The organism is Segatella paludivivens DSM 17968 = JCM 13650, assembly GCF_000373185.1.
Lineage (GTDB): Bacteria > Bacteroidota > Bacteroidia > Bacteroidales > Bacteroidaceae > Prevotella > Prevotella paludivivens.
This window is the reverse complement of sequence record NZ_KB890627.1, coordinates 179,110-192,353: the sequence shown is the minus strand read 5'-3', so window position 1 is coordinate 192,353 and position 13,244 is coordinate 179,110. Positions and strand designations below refer to the sequence as shown.

Here is a 13,244-nt window from a genome sequence, read left to right as displayed (position 1 = left end):
AATAAGGGTAGTACTTAGCTAAAGGTAGACTACGCCGAAACAATAAAAATAAAAATGCTTTTTATTTTGAATTTCCGCTCGTTTGCACTACCTTTAAATAAGGTAGGCTACGCCGAAACAATAAAAATAAAAATGCTTTTTATTTTGTATTGTCTTCGACTTGCACTACCTTTGCAAGATAAACAATAATCTGTAATGGAAAAATATGATTACCTTATAGTTGGTTCCGGACTCTTTGGAGCCACATTCGCCTACATGGCAAAAAAACAAGGCAAGAAATGTCTAGTGATTGACAAGCGTACTCAACTTGGAGGAAATATATATTGCGAGAAGATTGAAGGTATTAATGTACACAAATATGGTGCACATATATTCCATACAAGCAACAAAGATATATGGGATTTTGTGAACTCTATTGTGGAGTTCAACAGATACACAAATTCTCCGGTAGCAAATTATAAGGGTAAACTTTATAACTTGCCTTTCAACATGAACACATTTTACCAGATGTGGGGAGTAACAACCCCAGATGAAGCTCAGGCAAAAATTGATGAGCAGAAAGCGGAAGCTGTGGCTAAGATGAAGGCTGAGGGTGCAACAGAACCAAGAAACCTTGAAGAACAGGCTCAAACTCTTATCGGTAAAGATATATATGAGAAACTTATCAAGGGATATACCGAGAAGCAATGGGGAAGAAAATGCACAGAGTTGCCGGCTTTCATCATTAAAAGACTGCCTGTACGCATGGTTTTCGACAATAATTATTTCAATGACACCTATCAGGGTATTCCTATCGGTGGATATAATAAACTTATTGACGGATTACTAGATGGCGTGGAATGTCATAAAAACATAGATTTCTTTGATTTTAGAAACGATATCAATAAAAACGAAAACGGCAGTTTCACTCTTGACGCATCAAAGAATACAGCTCTTGGAAACAAGACTTACTGCTTCGGCAAAGTGGTTTTCACAGGACAGATTGATGAATTCTATGATTACAAATACGGAAAACTAAACTTCCGTACTGTAAGATTTGAACAGGAAATCATTGACAAGCCTAACTATCAGGGAAATGCAGTGATAAACTATACAGAAGCAGAAGTGCCTTACACACGCGTGATTGAGCACAAGCATTTTGAGATGTTCGGACAAAAGATAAATGACTGTCCAAAAACGGTTGTATCAAAAGAATATTCTACGGAATGGAAAGATGGAATGGAACCATATTATCCTGTAAACGACAAGATAAACAATGAACTCGCTGAGAAATATCGCACGCTGGCTGCAAAGGAAAACAACGTGATATTTGGTGGAAGACTTGCCGAATATAAATATTATGACATGGCACCTGTAGTGGAAAACGTGATGAAACTGTTTAAATAAAACAGTAAACATATTAAAAATGGCAAACTTGCTAACGCTTATCAGCGATTAACAGGTTTGCCATTTTTTTTATATCACATATCAAGCCAATTACCTACTATCTTCTTGCCTTCTGGAGTAAGCACGCTCTCTGGATGAAACTGGATGCCATGAATGTCATAGTGCTTATGTTTCAATCCCATGATGCAGCCATCATCACTCACAGCCGTAACCTCAAGACTATCAGGGAATCCTGTTTTATCTACAGCCCAACTATGATAGCGACCTACATCAAAACGCTTTGGAAGTCCTGCAAAGATTTTATCATTACCAAACTGTGTTATCGGAGTTGCTACACCATGATAAACTTCATCAAGATTAACCAGTTTGGCTCCAAAAGCCTCACCAATAGCCTGATGACCAAGACATACTCCTAATATAGACTTGCGTCCTGCATAATGCTTGATAACATCAAGAAGTAAACCTGCCTCAGAAGGAATACCAGGTCCTGGACTGAGAATAATCTTATCGAACGTCTCAAGTTGATTCAACTGAAACCTATCATTACGATATACTGTAACTTCAGCGCCCAACTCTTTTACTAGGTGCGCAAGATTATATGTAAATGAATCATAGTTATCAATGATAACAACCTTCATGCCATCAACCTTTATAGTATCAGCAGAAGTTTCTATTCCATTATAATATTCACTCATAAAAATTAATATAAATAGGGATTCAACAATAAAGTATCAACTAAAGGTTTTCGGCAATATGAATTGCCTTTACCAATGCACCCAACTTATTGCTGCTCTCTTCTAACTCATAATTATCATTACTCTTGGCAACGATGCCACTTCCTGCTTGAAACCATAACTCACCGTTACGGCTAATGAAAGTGCGGATGACGATTGCCTGATTAAGTTCACCAGTAAGTCCAATGAAACCAATACAGCCACCATAAGCTCCCCTATTATGCGGTTCCAAGTCTGAAATAATCTGCATGGCACGCACCTTTGGAGCACCGCTTAATGTTCCGGCAGGGAATGTATCAATAAACTCTCTGATGCTATTTGCACCTTCATTAAGCGTTCCGCTAACACGGCTTACAAGATGAATCACATGACTATAAAACTGCATATCCTTATAGAAATCAACTTTCACGTCATGGCAATTACGGCTTAAATCGTTACGTGCCAAATCAACCAACATTACATGTTCGGCATTCTCTTTTGGATCGTTCCGCAAAAAATCAGCATTCTTTCTGTCCTGTTCTGTATCACCAGTACGCTTTGTTGTTCCAGCAATAGGGTCGATATAAGCCTTGTCACCAACTATGCGATTATGAGTTTCTGGTGAAGAACCGAAAATACGGAAGCCTCCGAAATCAAAATAAAACAAATATGGACTTGGGTTGATAGAACGCAGAGCACGATAGAGTTTGAAATCATCACCCTCGTATTTCTGTATGAAACGGCGAGAAATAACAATTTGGAATACATCTCCTCGTAAGCAATGCTTCACACAACGGCGCACATTAGCCTTATGCTCTTCATCGGTAAGAGTTGAAGTTGTATCACCAACAGGTTTGAAACTATAAGGTTTGATATTCTGCTTATTAATAGCACGCAAGATGTCAGCAATAGCAGAAGAATCATCTGAAAGACTTATAATCTGCATACTGTTATTGAAATGGTCAAAGACGATAACATCCCTATACATTATATAATAGATGTCGGGAGCATCGTTCTTTTCCATTGTCGCATCCTTTACATCAATGTCTTCAAAATAGCGTACGGCATTGAAAGTGGTATAGCCATATAGACCACAAAAGTCTTTCCCTTCGCCTTCAACTTTAAAATGACCGATGAAATTATTTATCGCATCGGCAACGGCTTCCTTCGCCCTACCCTTTACAGATGTGTCGATAACAGTTTCATCAACTGTTCCATCTGGGTAAGTGCTGCGGATGACACCATGACTAACCTGAATATTAGCCATTGGATGAATGCCGATGAAACTTCTGGAATTATCATTTCCATGATAATCAGAACTTTCCATCAATGCACTTTGAGGATAGATGTCGCGCAACCTCATATACACAGCAACAGGTGTATAAAGATCGGCAAGAATCTTCTCAGTATGTGTGGTATAATTAAAAATCTCCATATTCTTTAGCCATTTTCTTATTACTTAGATATGTCTCTACATCCTTATCACCACGACCACTAACAGTTAACACAACGATATCATCAGGGTTAAATGTAAGTTTCTTCAATGTAGCCACAGCATGTGCACTCTCTATGGCTGGTATGATACCTTCCATGCGAGTAAGTTCATATCCTGCATATATAGCCTCATCATCATTAATAGCAAACACCTTTGTACGACCGCTTTTAGCAAGTTGTGCATGCATTGGTCCTATGCCAGGATAATCGAGACCAGCACTAATGGTGAACGCCTCTTTAATCTGTCCGTCATCAGTCTGCATAACAAGTGTGCGAGCTCCATGAATAATACCCTCTGTACCGCAATGCATTGTGGCAGCAGTGTAATCAGTATCTATTCCATGTCCACCAGCTTCAGCAAGAACCATCTTCACACGTGAGTCATCAATATAATGATATATTGTACCCGCAGCGTTAGAACCTCCACCAACACAAGCGATAAGATAATCAGGATAATCACGACCTATCTTCTCTTGAAGCTGCCATTTAATTTCCTTTGATATCACACTCTGCATTCTTGCAACGATATCAGGATAAGGATGTGGTCCCATCGTAGAACCGACAATATAGAATGTGTCTTGAGGATGACAACACCAGTCACGTATAGCCTCAGAACATGCATCACTAAGAGTCATGTTTCCAGTTGTGACAGGATGCACTTTTGCACCCAACATACGCATACGTTCTACATTGGTATGTTGTCGTTCAACATCTGTCTTGCCCATGAATATCTCACATTCCATATTCATCAGTGCGCACACGGTAGCAGTGGCTACACCATGTTGTCCAGCTCCTGTTTCGGCAATGATACGACTTTTACCCATCTTCTTTGCCATCAAAATCTGACCGACTGTATTGTTTATCTTATGAGCACCCGTATGATTAAGGTCCTCACGTTTAAGATAGAGCTGACAACCATATTTCTCGCTCATGCGCTTTGCATAATACAAAGGAGAAGGACGACCAACATAGTCTTTGAGCAACTGGTTGTATTCGTCTTGAAACTCCTTACTCTCTATAATAGGAATATACGCATCCTGAAGATCGTGTACACATTTATATAATATCTCTGGAACATAGGCACCACCAAACTGTCCATAGAATCCTTGTTTATCTGGTTTATTCATAACTTATTTCTTTAAAGCGTCATACAATTTATCGATTGCAACATCTGGGCTGCCCGTCTCATTAAGTAAAGTAACAAACTTACTTCCGATAATAGCACCCGAAGCATTATTCTGCGCACTCTCCAAAGTCTGTTTATTACTTATTCCAAATCCTATCATGCGTGGAGTCTTTAAATTCATGGCATTAATGCGCTCGAAATATGCTACCTTATCATCATTGAAATTACTCTGAGCTCCAGTGATACTTGCAGAACTTACCATATAAATAAATCCATCAGTATTATCATCTATAAAGCGAATGCGCTCCTCACTTGTTTCAGGAGTAATCATCATGATTACACGTATGTCATATTTATCAGCGATAGGCTTCACAACTTCAAGATAGTCCTTGAATGGAAGATCAGGGATAATACAACCACTTGCACCATTCTCAGCACAACTCTGAAAGAATTTTTCTATACCATAGTACATGATGACATTAAGATAGCCCATCATAACTAATGGAATCGTCACCTGATTCTTGATTTCTCCTAGTTGAGCAAATAACTTACTAAGAGTCATTCCATTTTTTAGTGCTTTTGTTGCAGCCGACTGAATTACCGGACCGTCAGCAAGAGGGTCGCTAAAAGGAATACCAACTTCAATCATGTCAATACCTCGCTTCTGCAAAGTTATTATCACATCAGCGGTACCATCAAGAGTTGGGCAACCTGCACAAAAGTAAAGAGAGAGCAACTTGCGGTCTTTTACTTCACTGAAAAGTTTATTAATTTTATTCATACGCCTTTTACCTGTGAGACGAATGAGCGCAAAAGATCTACATCTTTCATTCCCGGTTCAGTCTCAAATCTGCTATTAATATCTATACCTACACACTTTGGATGATGAAAGTTCTTTACTCGTTCTACATCATCAGGACCTATTCCGCCACTAAGCAGGAAAGGAGTTTCTCCATCATAACGCTCAAGCAACGACCAATCAAAATGTTTGCCACTTCCACCGACTGTATCACATTTGGTATCGAATAGAAACATATCTACATGTCCCTCATATTCCTTATATTTATCAATATCTTCAGGAGTGATTATACTCAATGCCTTTATTATTTTTATATTCTTGTGGATATCCGGATCAACAGTCTTTACTAGATTATCTATCATATCCACACTCTCATTACCATGCAACTGCACATAATCAAGATTGTAATTATAGATGCGAGTAACGATGTTCTGAGGCATATCATCAACAAAAACGCCTACACGCTTTGGATTATTCCCTGCGTTTACAATAGCTTTCCCGTCTGAAAGTTGATGAAAACGCTCTGAACTGTAATCTGGCATTGTACCAACTTGACTAGAAATCATACGCACATATCGACTTGATTTCTGCCAAAATATAAAGCCCATCATGTCTATATCTAATTCAGCCACCTGACGTATATTGCCAATATTGCGCATTCCACAAACCTTTATTATCATATACTAGTAATTATAGATTACAAATAAATTTATTCAATGCTTCTCCTGGATCAGACGTTTTCATAAAGCACTCACCCATTAAGAAACCATTATATCCTGCTTCTCTTAATGACTTCAATGTCTCTGGATTATCAATTCCGCTTTCGCTCACTTTGCATACATCAGTTGGCAACTGTTCAGCCATTTTAAAGCTATTGTTGACATCTGTAACAAAACTACCGAGATTACGATTGTTTATGCCATACATATCTGGTTGCAATTCTGCATATTCTAGATCATGACGATCGTGCATTTCCAAAAGCACTTCAAGTCCAAGTTCATGCGCCAACGACATGAAGGATTTACATTCTGCTTTACTAAGGCATGCAGCAATTAATAATACTGCTGAAGCTCCACAGAAACTCGCCTGAAAAAGTTGATATTCGTCGATAACAAAGTTCTTATATAATATAGGTATTGTTACACCGGTAGCCCTTGCATCCTGAATGAATTCGTCATAACCTCCGAAATAATCTGTATCAGTTAATATGCTAAGTGCTGTCGCGCCATTCTTCTGATAAGATAATGGAACAATTGAAGATTTTGCTTCCTTGTTTATCCATCCCTTACTTGGAGACATACGCTTAAACTCGGCAATTATACCAGTTTCTGATTCCATTAATGATGTAGCAAACTTTACTGTTGTAGCTGGTGCATCTTGTAACTTCGCGGCTACCATTCCATATAATTGACGTGGAGCGATAAACTGCTTACGCTGATCTATCTCAATGCGCTTATGAGCTACTATTTCTTCAAGAATATCCATATTACTATATATACTATTTCGTTAAGAATTAAGTGCAACAAACTTCTTAAATGTAGAAAGAGCAGCACCACTGTCTATACTTTCACGGGCAATATCAATACATTCCTCAATACTCTTCTTGCCCTTTTCCATTACCTGAATACCAAATGCAGCATTTGCAAGTACAATATTCTTCTGGGCATCAAGTGCTCTGTTTTCAATCACTGCATCGAATATTTCCTTAGCTTCCAACTCTGTGGCACCACCTTTAAGTTCATCAGGCTTAGCTATTCTAAAGCCTAAATCAGAAGGTGAGAATATTTTTTCATAATCATTTGTAGACACCTTAAAATCTCCTGTTAGCGAAATTTCATCATAACCATCTATACTGTTAACGATTGCGTAATCAATACCTATCTTCTGATAGACCTGATTATATAACCTCATCTGGTCAAGATTGGCAACACCAAGAAGTTGGCATTGTGGCTGTGAAGGATTTACCAAAGGACCTAAAAGATTGAACACGGTAGGAAATTGTAATGCTTTGCGGATAGGACCAACAAACTTCATTGCCTTTGCAAAAAGTTGAGCATGCAAGTAAACGATGTTAGCTTCGTCCATTGATCGATTAAGTTTATCCAAATCATCAGTAAACTCAACACCATGATTCTTAATAACATTAGATGCACCACTCACTGAAGTTGCTGCAAAGTTACCATGTTTAGCTACCTTATATCCAGCTCCGGCAATAACAAAGCATGAAGTGGTTGAAATATTGAATGTGTTCTTACGGTCACCACCAGTACCAACTACATCAATATATCGGTCACAATCAAGAATAGCAGGAACTCCTGTTTCAAGAATACCATCACGGAAACCTAATAATTCGTCTACAGTAACACCTCTCATCTGCAATCCTGTAAGAAGAGCTGTTATCTGTTCTTCAGGAAATTCACTCTTCGTGATACCCAGAATGATGTTTTTAGTCTCTTCGCGCGTCAACTCTTCATGATTGAGCATGCGGTTTAAAATGTCCTTCATTGCCATAATCGTATATTTTTTATATTGTCATTACATGTTGTTAAAACAAAAAAGACCTGTCGTAAGAACGACAGGCCTCTTTGTATATCATTATATATATATCTACACGGCTTCGTAACTCACGACTTATTTAATCTTGAGCAACGCCACCACCATGATGTAGATACCATATTATTCATTTTACTTTTATTTAATTGTTTCGCTTGCAAATATACTGATATTTTTTTATTCTGCAAACAAATCGAAACAAAAAATGCAATAAAAATATTTATTAGCTTATTTTGCAATATGAACAAAGCCGTAAATATACTTATAACATAATATATGCGGAAATGCTATTTCTGTAAAGGAACTAATAAACGAAACGTAAAAGCTATTATATGTAATAATGTATATAGATATGTCACATTATAGGCGATATTTTATCATTAATAGCACAATAATACAAGATACGGTGCGTTTCAATAATATATTAATAACAAAAGCAGAGTGCCTATGAAGTATTTTACTCAAAAAGAAGCCCAACCATCTGAAAAGACTTTGAATATTATAAGGCAGATAGCCTATACCTATCGGGTGATAACGGTAAATGGCAAACAAGAGGTATTCTGTCTTAACTAATATTTTAAAACCATTTGAAGATGAATACATTGGTATCGCCCTCATTGTTGTCGGCAAACTTCCTGAACTTAAAGGAAGATATAGAAATGATTAACAAAAGTGAGGCAGACTGGTTGCATTTGGACGTTATGGACGGCGAGTTTGTTCCAAACATATCTTTCGGTTTCCCTATTATCGAAGCCGTAAGCAAGATATGCAAGAAACCGCTTGACGTACATTGCATGATTAAGCATCCGGAAAAATATATCGAGCGAACAGCAAAACTTGGTGCAATGATGATGAATGTGCACTATGAGGCTTGCACGCATCTACATCGTACGATACAACAAATTCACAATGCTGGTATGAAGGCTGCTGTAACTTTAAATCCAGCAACTCCAGTAAGTATGCTTGAAGATATTATCAGCGACGTAGACATGGTGTTGCTGATGAGCGTAAATCCAGGTTTCGGCGGACAGACGTTTATTGAGAATACAATTAATAAGGTCAAAAGACTTCGCAAGATGATAGACGAAGCAGGAACAGATACTCTTATCGAAGTTGATGGAGGCGTAAACGCAGAAACTGCTCCTATACTAGTAAAAGCAGGAGTTGACGTGTTGGTAAGCGGAAGTTACGTATTCAAAAGTTCGGATCCGATAGCAACGATAAAGTCACTGAAGAATATTTAAACAAGTTGAAGGACAACGTCATGCTCTCTTGCCATTCTTCTCAAATTTATAATGGCATAACGCATGCGTCCCAAACTTGTATTTATACTAACGTTGGTGGTATCAGCAATCTCTTTGAATGACATTTGCTGAAAATAGCGCATATAGACAACCTCACGTTGAGTGGTAGGAAGCAGATTCATCATTTTCCTAACATCACTCAAAACCTGAGTATTCACAAACTGACTTTCTACATTGCCGATAATCATATCATTTCCAGCAATATTTGAAAGATCGTTGTCATCAACAGCATCTATAATCTTTTGTGACTTCTGCCCGCGATAAAGATCCATTATCACGTTATGTGCTATACGCAACACCCATGCTGAGAATTTTCCACTTGGAACATACTTACCTTGTTGAAGCTTAACAACCACTTTAACAAAAGTCTCCTGGAAAATATCATTAGCCATATCGCGATCACGGACCACGAACAGTATATAAGAAAATATTTTAGACTGATTGCGCAATAACAATTCGTCAAACGCCCTATTATCTCCATTGACATAAGACAATGCCAACTCTTCATCAGTCATAACGGCTAGATTTTTCATCTTGTAAATGTTTTAAATTCCAAGTAAAATTGCTTCTATAGGCGAATTGATTTTTATTGCTTTTAAAGTATTAATTGCTACAAAGATAAAATATTTTTTCGGTACGGGCAAATTTTTAACGATAAAAAAAGAGGTTGGCGCAGGATGCATCCAACCTCGAGGGCGATTTAGTAAAAAACTAAATCTTAAAAACTTGTGGCAAATATAAATTATATAAATTGAAAAAACAAATTTTGTAACATATAAATTCAGGATTTAACACAATATTGAATATAATGAATTATTTTTCACTTCTATTTTCTATCATACAAGACTTATTTATTTCTTTTTTATTTCCCTCATAATCCATTATAAATCAACGACTTGATAAAAAATGATATATTTTAAACGAATATTCAGCATTAAATAAATATATTTTTTTTATATTTGCATTGTGAAAATGTAAAAAAGGCATTTCGATTATAACAGGTTATGTCTGTGAAGACATACAATCTGTTTTTAAAAATGTCTTCACTACTTAAAAATTTAAATCAAAAAAATAATAGAATAAAAAATTTATATCATGAGATGTTTTAAAACGATTCTGTTTGCACTGCTACTATGTCCTATCGCTATTGCTGCGCAAGGATGGAATGACAATACATACAAACAGATTGAACAAAGAGTGAAACAACCTGAGTTTCCAAACCAGAATTTTGTAATCACAAAGTATGGAGCAGAATCTAAACTTTCTGCTGCAAAGAATCAGATTGCAATTAACAAAGCAATTCTTGCATGTTCTAAAGCTGGCGGAGGTAAAGTAATAATACCTTCCGGAACATGGAACACAGGTGCGATTACGCTAAAAAGCAATGTGAATCTTGTTGTAGAGAAAGGCGCACATATAATATTCGCTTTTGACACAAGCCTCTACCCTATTGTAAAAACACGTTGGGAAGGTATGGACTGCATGAACTATCAACCATGCATATATGCTTATGGAGAAAAGAACATCGCTATTACAGGTGAAGGTACCATTGATGGCAATGGAAGCGTGAATACATGGTGGAAGATGTGCGGAAAAGATTGGTTCAAAGCAAAAGAGAAAATCACCGAAAATCAAAATGTTGGTAGACCAAAATTATTTGAGTTTGTAGAAAACGGAACTCCTATTGAGAAACGCAACATGAAGGGCTTGGGAATGCGCCCACAACTCATCAACTTATATAAATGTGAAGGTATTCTTATAGAGAATGTTACACTACTGAACTCTCCATTCTGGGTTATGCATCCATTACTTTCAAAAAACATCACGGTAAAGGGTGTTAAAGTTTGGAACAACGGTCCTAATGGTGACGGTTGTGACCCAGAAAGCTGCGAAGACGTAATAATAGAGGGTTGCAATTTCCATACTGGTGACGACTGTATTGCCATAAAGAGCGGAAGAAATGCTGACGGAAGAAAATGGAATATTCCAAGTAAGAATATTATTGTAAGAAACTGCGTGATGGAAGACGGACACGGAGGTGTTGTTATAGGATCTGAAATCTCTGGCGGTTGCAACAACGTGTTTGTTGAAAACTGCAAAATGGACTCACCAAACTTGGAACGCGTATTGCGCATAAAGACAAATTCATGTCGTGGAGGATTGACCGAAAACATATATATGCGTAATGTAGAAGTTGGACAATGCCGTGAAGCCGTATTGCGAATCAATCTGAATTACGAGCCAAAAGAAGCTGCAAAGCGCGGTTTCAATCCTACAGTAAGGAATGTATATATGGAAAATGTAACATGTCAAAAAAGCAAATATGGCATATTACTCAACGGACTTGATGACGCAGACAATATATATAATATAAATGTAAAGAACTGCACATTTAATGGTGTACAAGACCAAGATATCATGCGTACTGGTAAAAGTCATGATATAAATATTGAGAACACTTTTATCAACGGTTCATTGGTATTGCTTGATAAACCTTTCAAGAACTATAGCGAATGGCTGGTTGCATCAGAAATGAAAAGGGCAGCTTATCCATATCTTCTTGATTTCTCTACCAAACCCAAATGGAGTTATGTAATGGGAATAGAGCAAGAAAGTATGCTTGATACTTATGAGAAATACAAGAACCCAGAAATATTGAATTATCTGAAAGAGTATCCTGCAAAGATGATAGACTCAGAAGGCAATATCACTGGATATGAATATAAAGACTTCAATCTTGATAACGTTCGTACAGCCAAGTTCATACTTAGAATGAACAATTTACAACCAGAAAAGAATGTAGATAAGGCTTTAAAGACTCTGTTCAAACAATTAGAAAACCAACCACGTACAAAAGAGGGAGTTTGGTGGCACAAAGCAATTTATGCAAATCAAGTTTGGCTAGACGGCATATTCATGGGATTACCATACTACACAGCTTATGCAGCACAAAACATGAGCACAAAGAAAGCTAACAAATATTTTGATGACGCAGTAGATCAGATCATAAAGACCGACAAGCGCACCTATGACGAATCTACAGGTTTGTGGAAACACGCATGGGATGAAACTCATTCACAATTCTGGGCAAACAAAGACAACGGACAAAGTCAACACACATGGGCTAGAGCTCTTGGTTGGTATGTTATGGCTATGACAGAAGTTCTTGATGTTCTTCCAGAGAACTACGCACGACGCGGTGAAGTTATAGAACTGCTAAATAAGGCTATGAAAGCAGTTGTGAAATATCAAGATAAGAATACCGGTGTATGGTATGACGTCATGGATGTGAATAGCGACAAGAATTATCTTGAGAGCACAGCATCATCTATGTTCACATACGTTCTTCTAAAAGGAGTACGCAAAGGCTACCTTCCTGCTGAATTTCAAAAAGCAGGTATAACGGCATACAACGGCATACTAAAACAATTTGTACGCATAAATGCCGACAAGACAATAAGTCTGACAAAATGTTGTTCCGTAAGCGGCCTAGGTCCTGGTCCTGGCAAATATGTACAAACACCTAACTACAAACGTGACGGTAGCTTTGAATACTACATTTCAGAACCTATACGTGATAATGACGCAAAAGGTGTAGGACCTTTTGTTTGGGCAAGTCTTGAAATGGAACAAAGCAATCTACCTGTAGAAAATTAACACAGAATTGAAAATTGTGACGCCACCAAAGTAAACATAACAAAATAGGAAATGTTAAAATAGTGAGTTTTTACCAATACAAACATTTTACACATATAAGAACTAGCCATAAAGGTTAGTTCTTTTTTTGTTGCAAATATAATTAATCAGCAACAACAGTTATCACTATATCACTGATAATCAATAACTTGACAATTTTTCATATATTATTG

12 protein-coding genes are annotated in these 13,244 nt (G+C 37.3%); 4 read left to right on the top strand and 8 right to left on the bottom strand.

Features of this window, described 5'->3' with window-relative positions:
* The first annotated feature begins 195 nt into the window (after positions 1–195).
* On the top strand, positions 196–1,386 hold the full coding sequence (glf, locus tag B045_RS0101805; protein ID WP_018462557.1) for a UDP-galactopyranose mutase: 1,191 nt from the start codon (positions 196–198) through the stop codon (positions 1,384–1,386).
* Positions 1,387–1,460: 74 nt separating this feature from the next.
* On the opposite strand, the gene B045_RS0101800 is transcribed toward glf, so the two are convergent.
* The 7 genes from B045_RS0101800 to trpD form a co-directional block, all read right to left on the bottom strand.
* Entirely contained in the window at positions 1,461–2,024 is a 564-nt protein-coding gene (locus B045_RS0101800) for an anthranilate synthase component II (protein ID WP_025883092.1), read from the bottom strand.
* A 97-nt stretch (positions 2,025–2,121) separates the two neighbouring features.
* Positions 2,122–3,534, bottom strand: coding sequence for an anthranilate synthase component I family protein (locus B045_RS0101795; protein WP_018462555.1), 1,413 nt, complete (start codon positions 3,532–3,534; stop codon positions 2,122–2,124).
* Positions 3,521–4,720 carry a tryptophan synthase subunit beta gene (trpB, locus tag B045_RS0101790; protein ID WP_018462554.1) on the bottom strand — a complete coding sequence of 400 codons (1,200 nt, stop codon included), beginning with the start codon at positions 4,718–4,720 and terminating at the stop codon, positions 3,521–3,523. Before trpB ends, B045_RS0101795 begins: the two co-directional genes overlap by 14 nt.
* 3 nt (positions 4,721–4,723) lie before the next feature.
* The gene (trpA, locus tag B045_RS0101785; RefSeq protein WP_018462553.1) at positions 4,724–5,500 is read right to left on the bottom strand and encodes a tryptophan synthase subunit alpha; all 777 of its coding nucleotides are present in this window, start codon (positions 5,498–5,500) and stop codon (positions 4,724–4,726) included.
* Positions 5,497–6,198, bottom strand: a complete 702-nt coding sequence (locus B045_RS0101780) for a phosphoribosylanthranilate isomerase (protein ID WP_018462552.1) — start codon at positions 6,196–6,198, stop codon at positions 5,497–5,499. The genes trpA and B045_RS0101780 overlap by 4 nt, the downstream gene beginning before the upstream one ends.
* 10 nt (positions 6,199–6,208) lie before the next feature.
* The gene (trpC, locus tag B045_RS0101775; protein WP_018462551.1) at positions 6,209–7,003 is read right to left on the bottom strand and encodes an indole-3-glycerol phosphate synthase TrpC; all 795 of its coding nucleotides are present in this window, start codon (positions 7,001–7,003) and stop codon (positions 6,209–6,211) included.
* Between the two features lie 21 nt (positions 7,004–7,024).
* Positions 7,025–8,029: an anthranilate phosphoribosyltransferase gene (gene trpD / locus B045_RS0101770; protein ID WP_018462550.1), complete on the bottom strand. Its 1,005-nt coding sequence runs from the start codon at positions 8,027–8,029 to the stop codon at positions 7,025–7,027.
* Between the two features lie 489 nt (positions 8,030–8,518).
* On the opposite strand from trpD, the gene B045_RS15745 reads away from it, so the two are divergent.
* Entirely contained in the window at positions 8,519–8,644 is a 126-nt protein-coding gene (locus B045_RS15745; protein WP_262502963.1) for a hypothetical protein, read from the top strand.
* Positions 8,645–8,664: 20 nt separating this feature from the next.
* Positions 8,665–9,315 carry a ribulose-phosphate 3-epimerase gene (gene rpe / locus B045_RS0101765; protein WP_018462549.1) on the top strand — a complete coding sequence of 217 codons (651 nt, stop codon included), beginning with the start codon at positions 8,665–8,667 and terminating at the stop codon, positions 9,313–9,315.
* Here rpe and B045_RS0101760 read toward each other — a convergent pair.
* The gene (locus B045_RS0101760) at positions 9,312–9,908 is read right to left on the bottom strand and encodes a sigma-70 family RNA polymerase sigma factor (RefSeq protein ID WP_018462548.1); all 597 of its coding nucleotides are present in this window, start codon (positions 9,906–9,908) and stop codon (positions 9,312–9,314) included. The two genes, rpe and B045_RS0101760, sit on opposite strands and share 4 nt — an antisense overlap.
* A 562-nt stretch (positions 9,909–10,470) precedes the next feature.
* Here B045_RS0101760 and B045_RS0101755 point away from each other — a divergent pair.
* Positions 10,471–13,032: a glycoside hydrolase family 88 protein gene (locus tag B045_RS0101755; RefSeq protein ID WP_018462547.1), complete on the top strand. Its 2,562-nt coding sequence runs from the start codon at positions 10,471–10,473 to the stop codon at positions 13,030–13,032.
* Positions 13,033–13,244: the final 212 nt, after the last annotated feature.

Coding starts and splice junctions, on each gene's coding strand:
- glf (WP_018462557.1), top strand. CDS start 196: ATGGAAAAATATGATTACCTTATAGTTGGTTCCGGACTCTTTGGAGCC.
- B045_RS0101800 (WP_025883092.1), bottom strand. CDS start 2,024: ATGAAGGTTGTTATCATTGATAACTATGATTCATTTACATATAATCTT.
- B045_RS0101795 (WP_018462555.1), bottom strand. CDS start 3,534: ATGGAGATTTTTAATTATACCACACATACTGAGAAGATTCTTGCCGAT.
- trpB (WP_018462554.1), bottom strand. CDS start 4,720: ATGAATAAACCAGATAAACAAGGATTCTATGGACAGTTTGGTGGTGCC.
- trpA (WP_018462553.1), bottom strand. CDS start 5,500: ATGAATAAAATTAATAAACTTTTCAGTGAAGTAAAAGACCGCAAGTTG.
- B045_RS0101780 (WP_018462552.1), bottom strand. CDS start 6,198: ATGATAATAAAGGTTTGTGGAATGCGCAATATTGGCAATATACGTCAG.
- trpC (WP_018462551.1), bottom strand. CDS start 7,003: ATGGATATTCTTGAAGAAATAGTAGCTCATAAGCGCATTGAGATAGAT.
- trpD (WP_018462550.1), bottom strand. CDS start 8,029: ATGGCAATGAAGGACATTTTAAACCGCATGCTCAATCATGAAGAGTTG.
- B045_RS15745 (WP_262502963.1), top strand. CDS start 8,519: ATGAAGTATTTTACTCAAAAAGAAGCCCAACCATCTGAAAAGACTTTG.
- rpe (WP_018462549.1), top strand. CDS start 8,665: ATGAATACATTGGTATCGCCCTCATTGTTGTCGGCAAACTTCCTGAAC.
- B045_RS0101760 (WP_018462548.1), bottom strand. CDS start 9,908: ATGAAAAATCTAGCCGTTATGACTGATGAAGAGTTGGCATTGTCTTAT.
- B045_RS0101755 (WP_018462547.1), top strand. CDS start 10,471: ATGAGATGTTTTAAAACGATTCTGTTTGCACTGCTACTATGTCCTATC.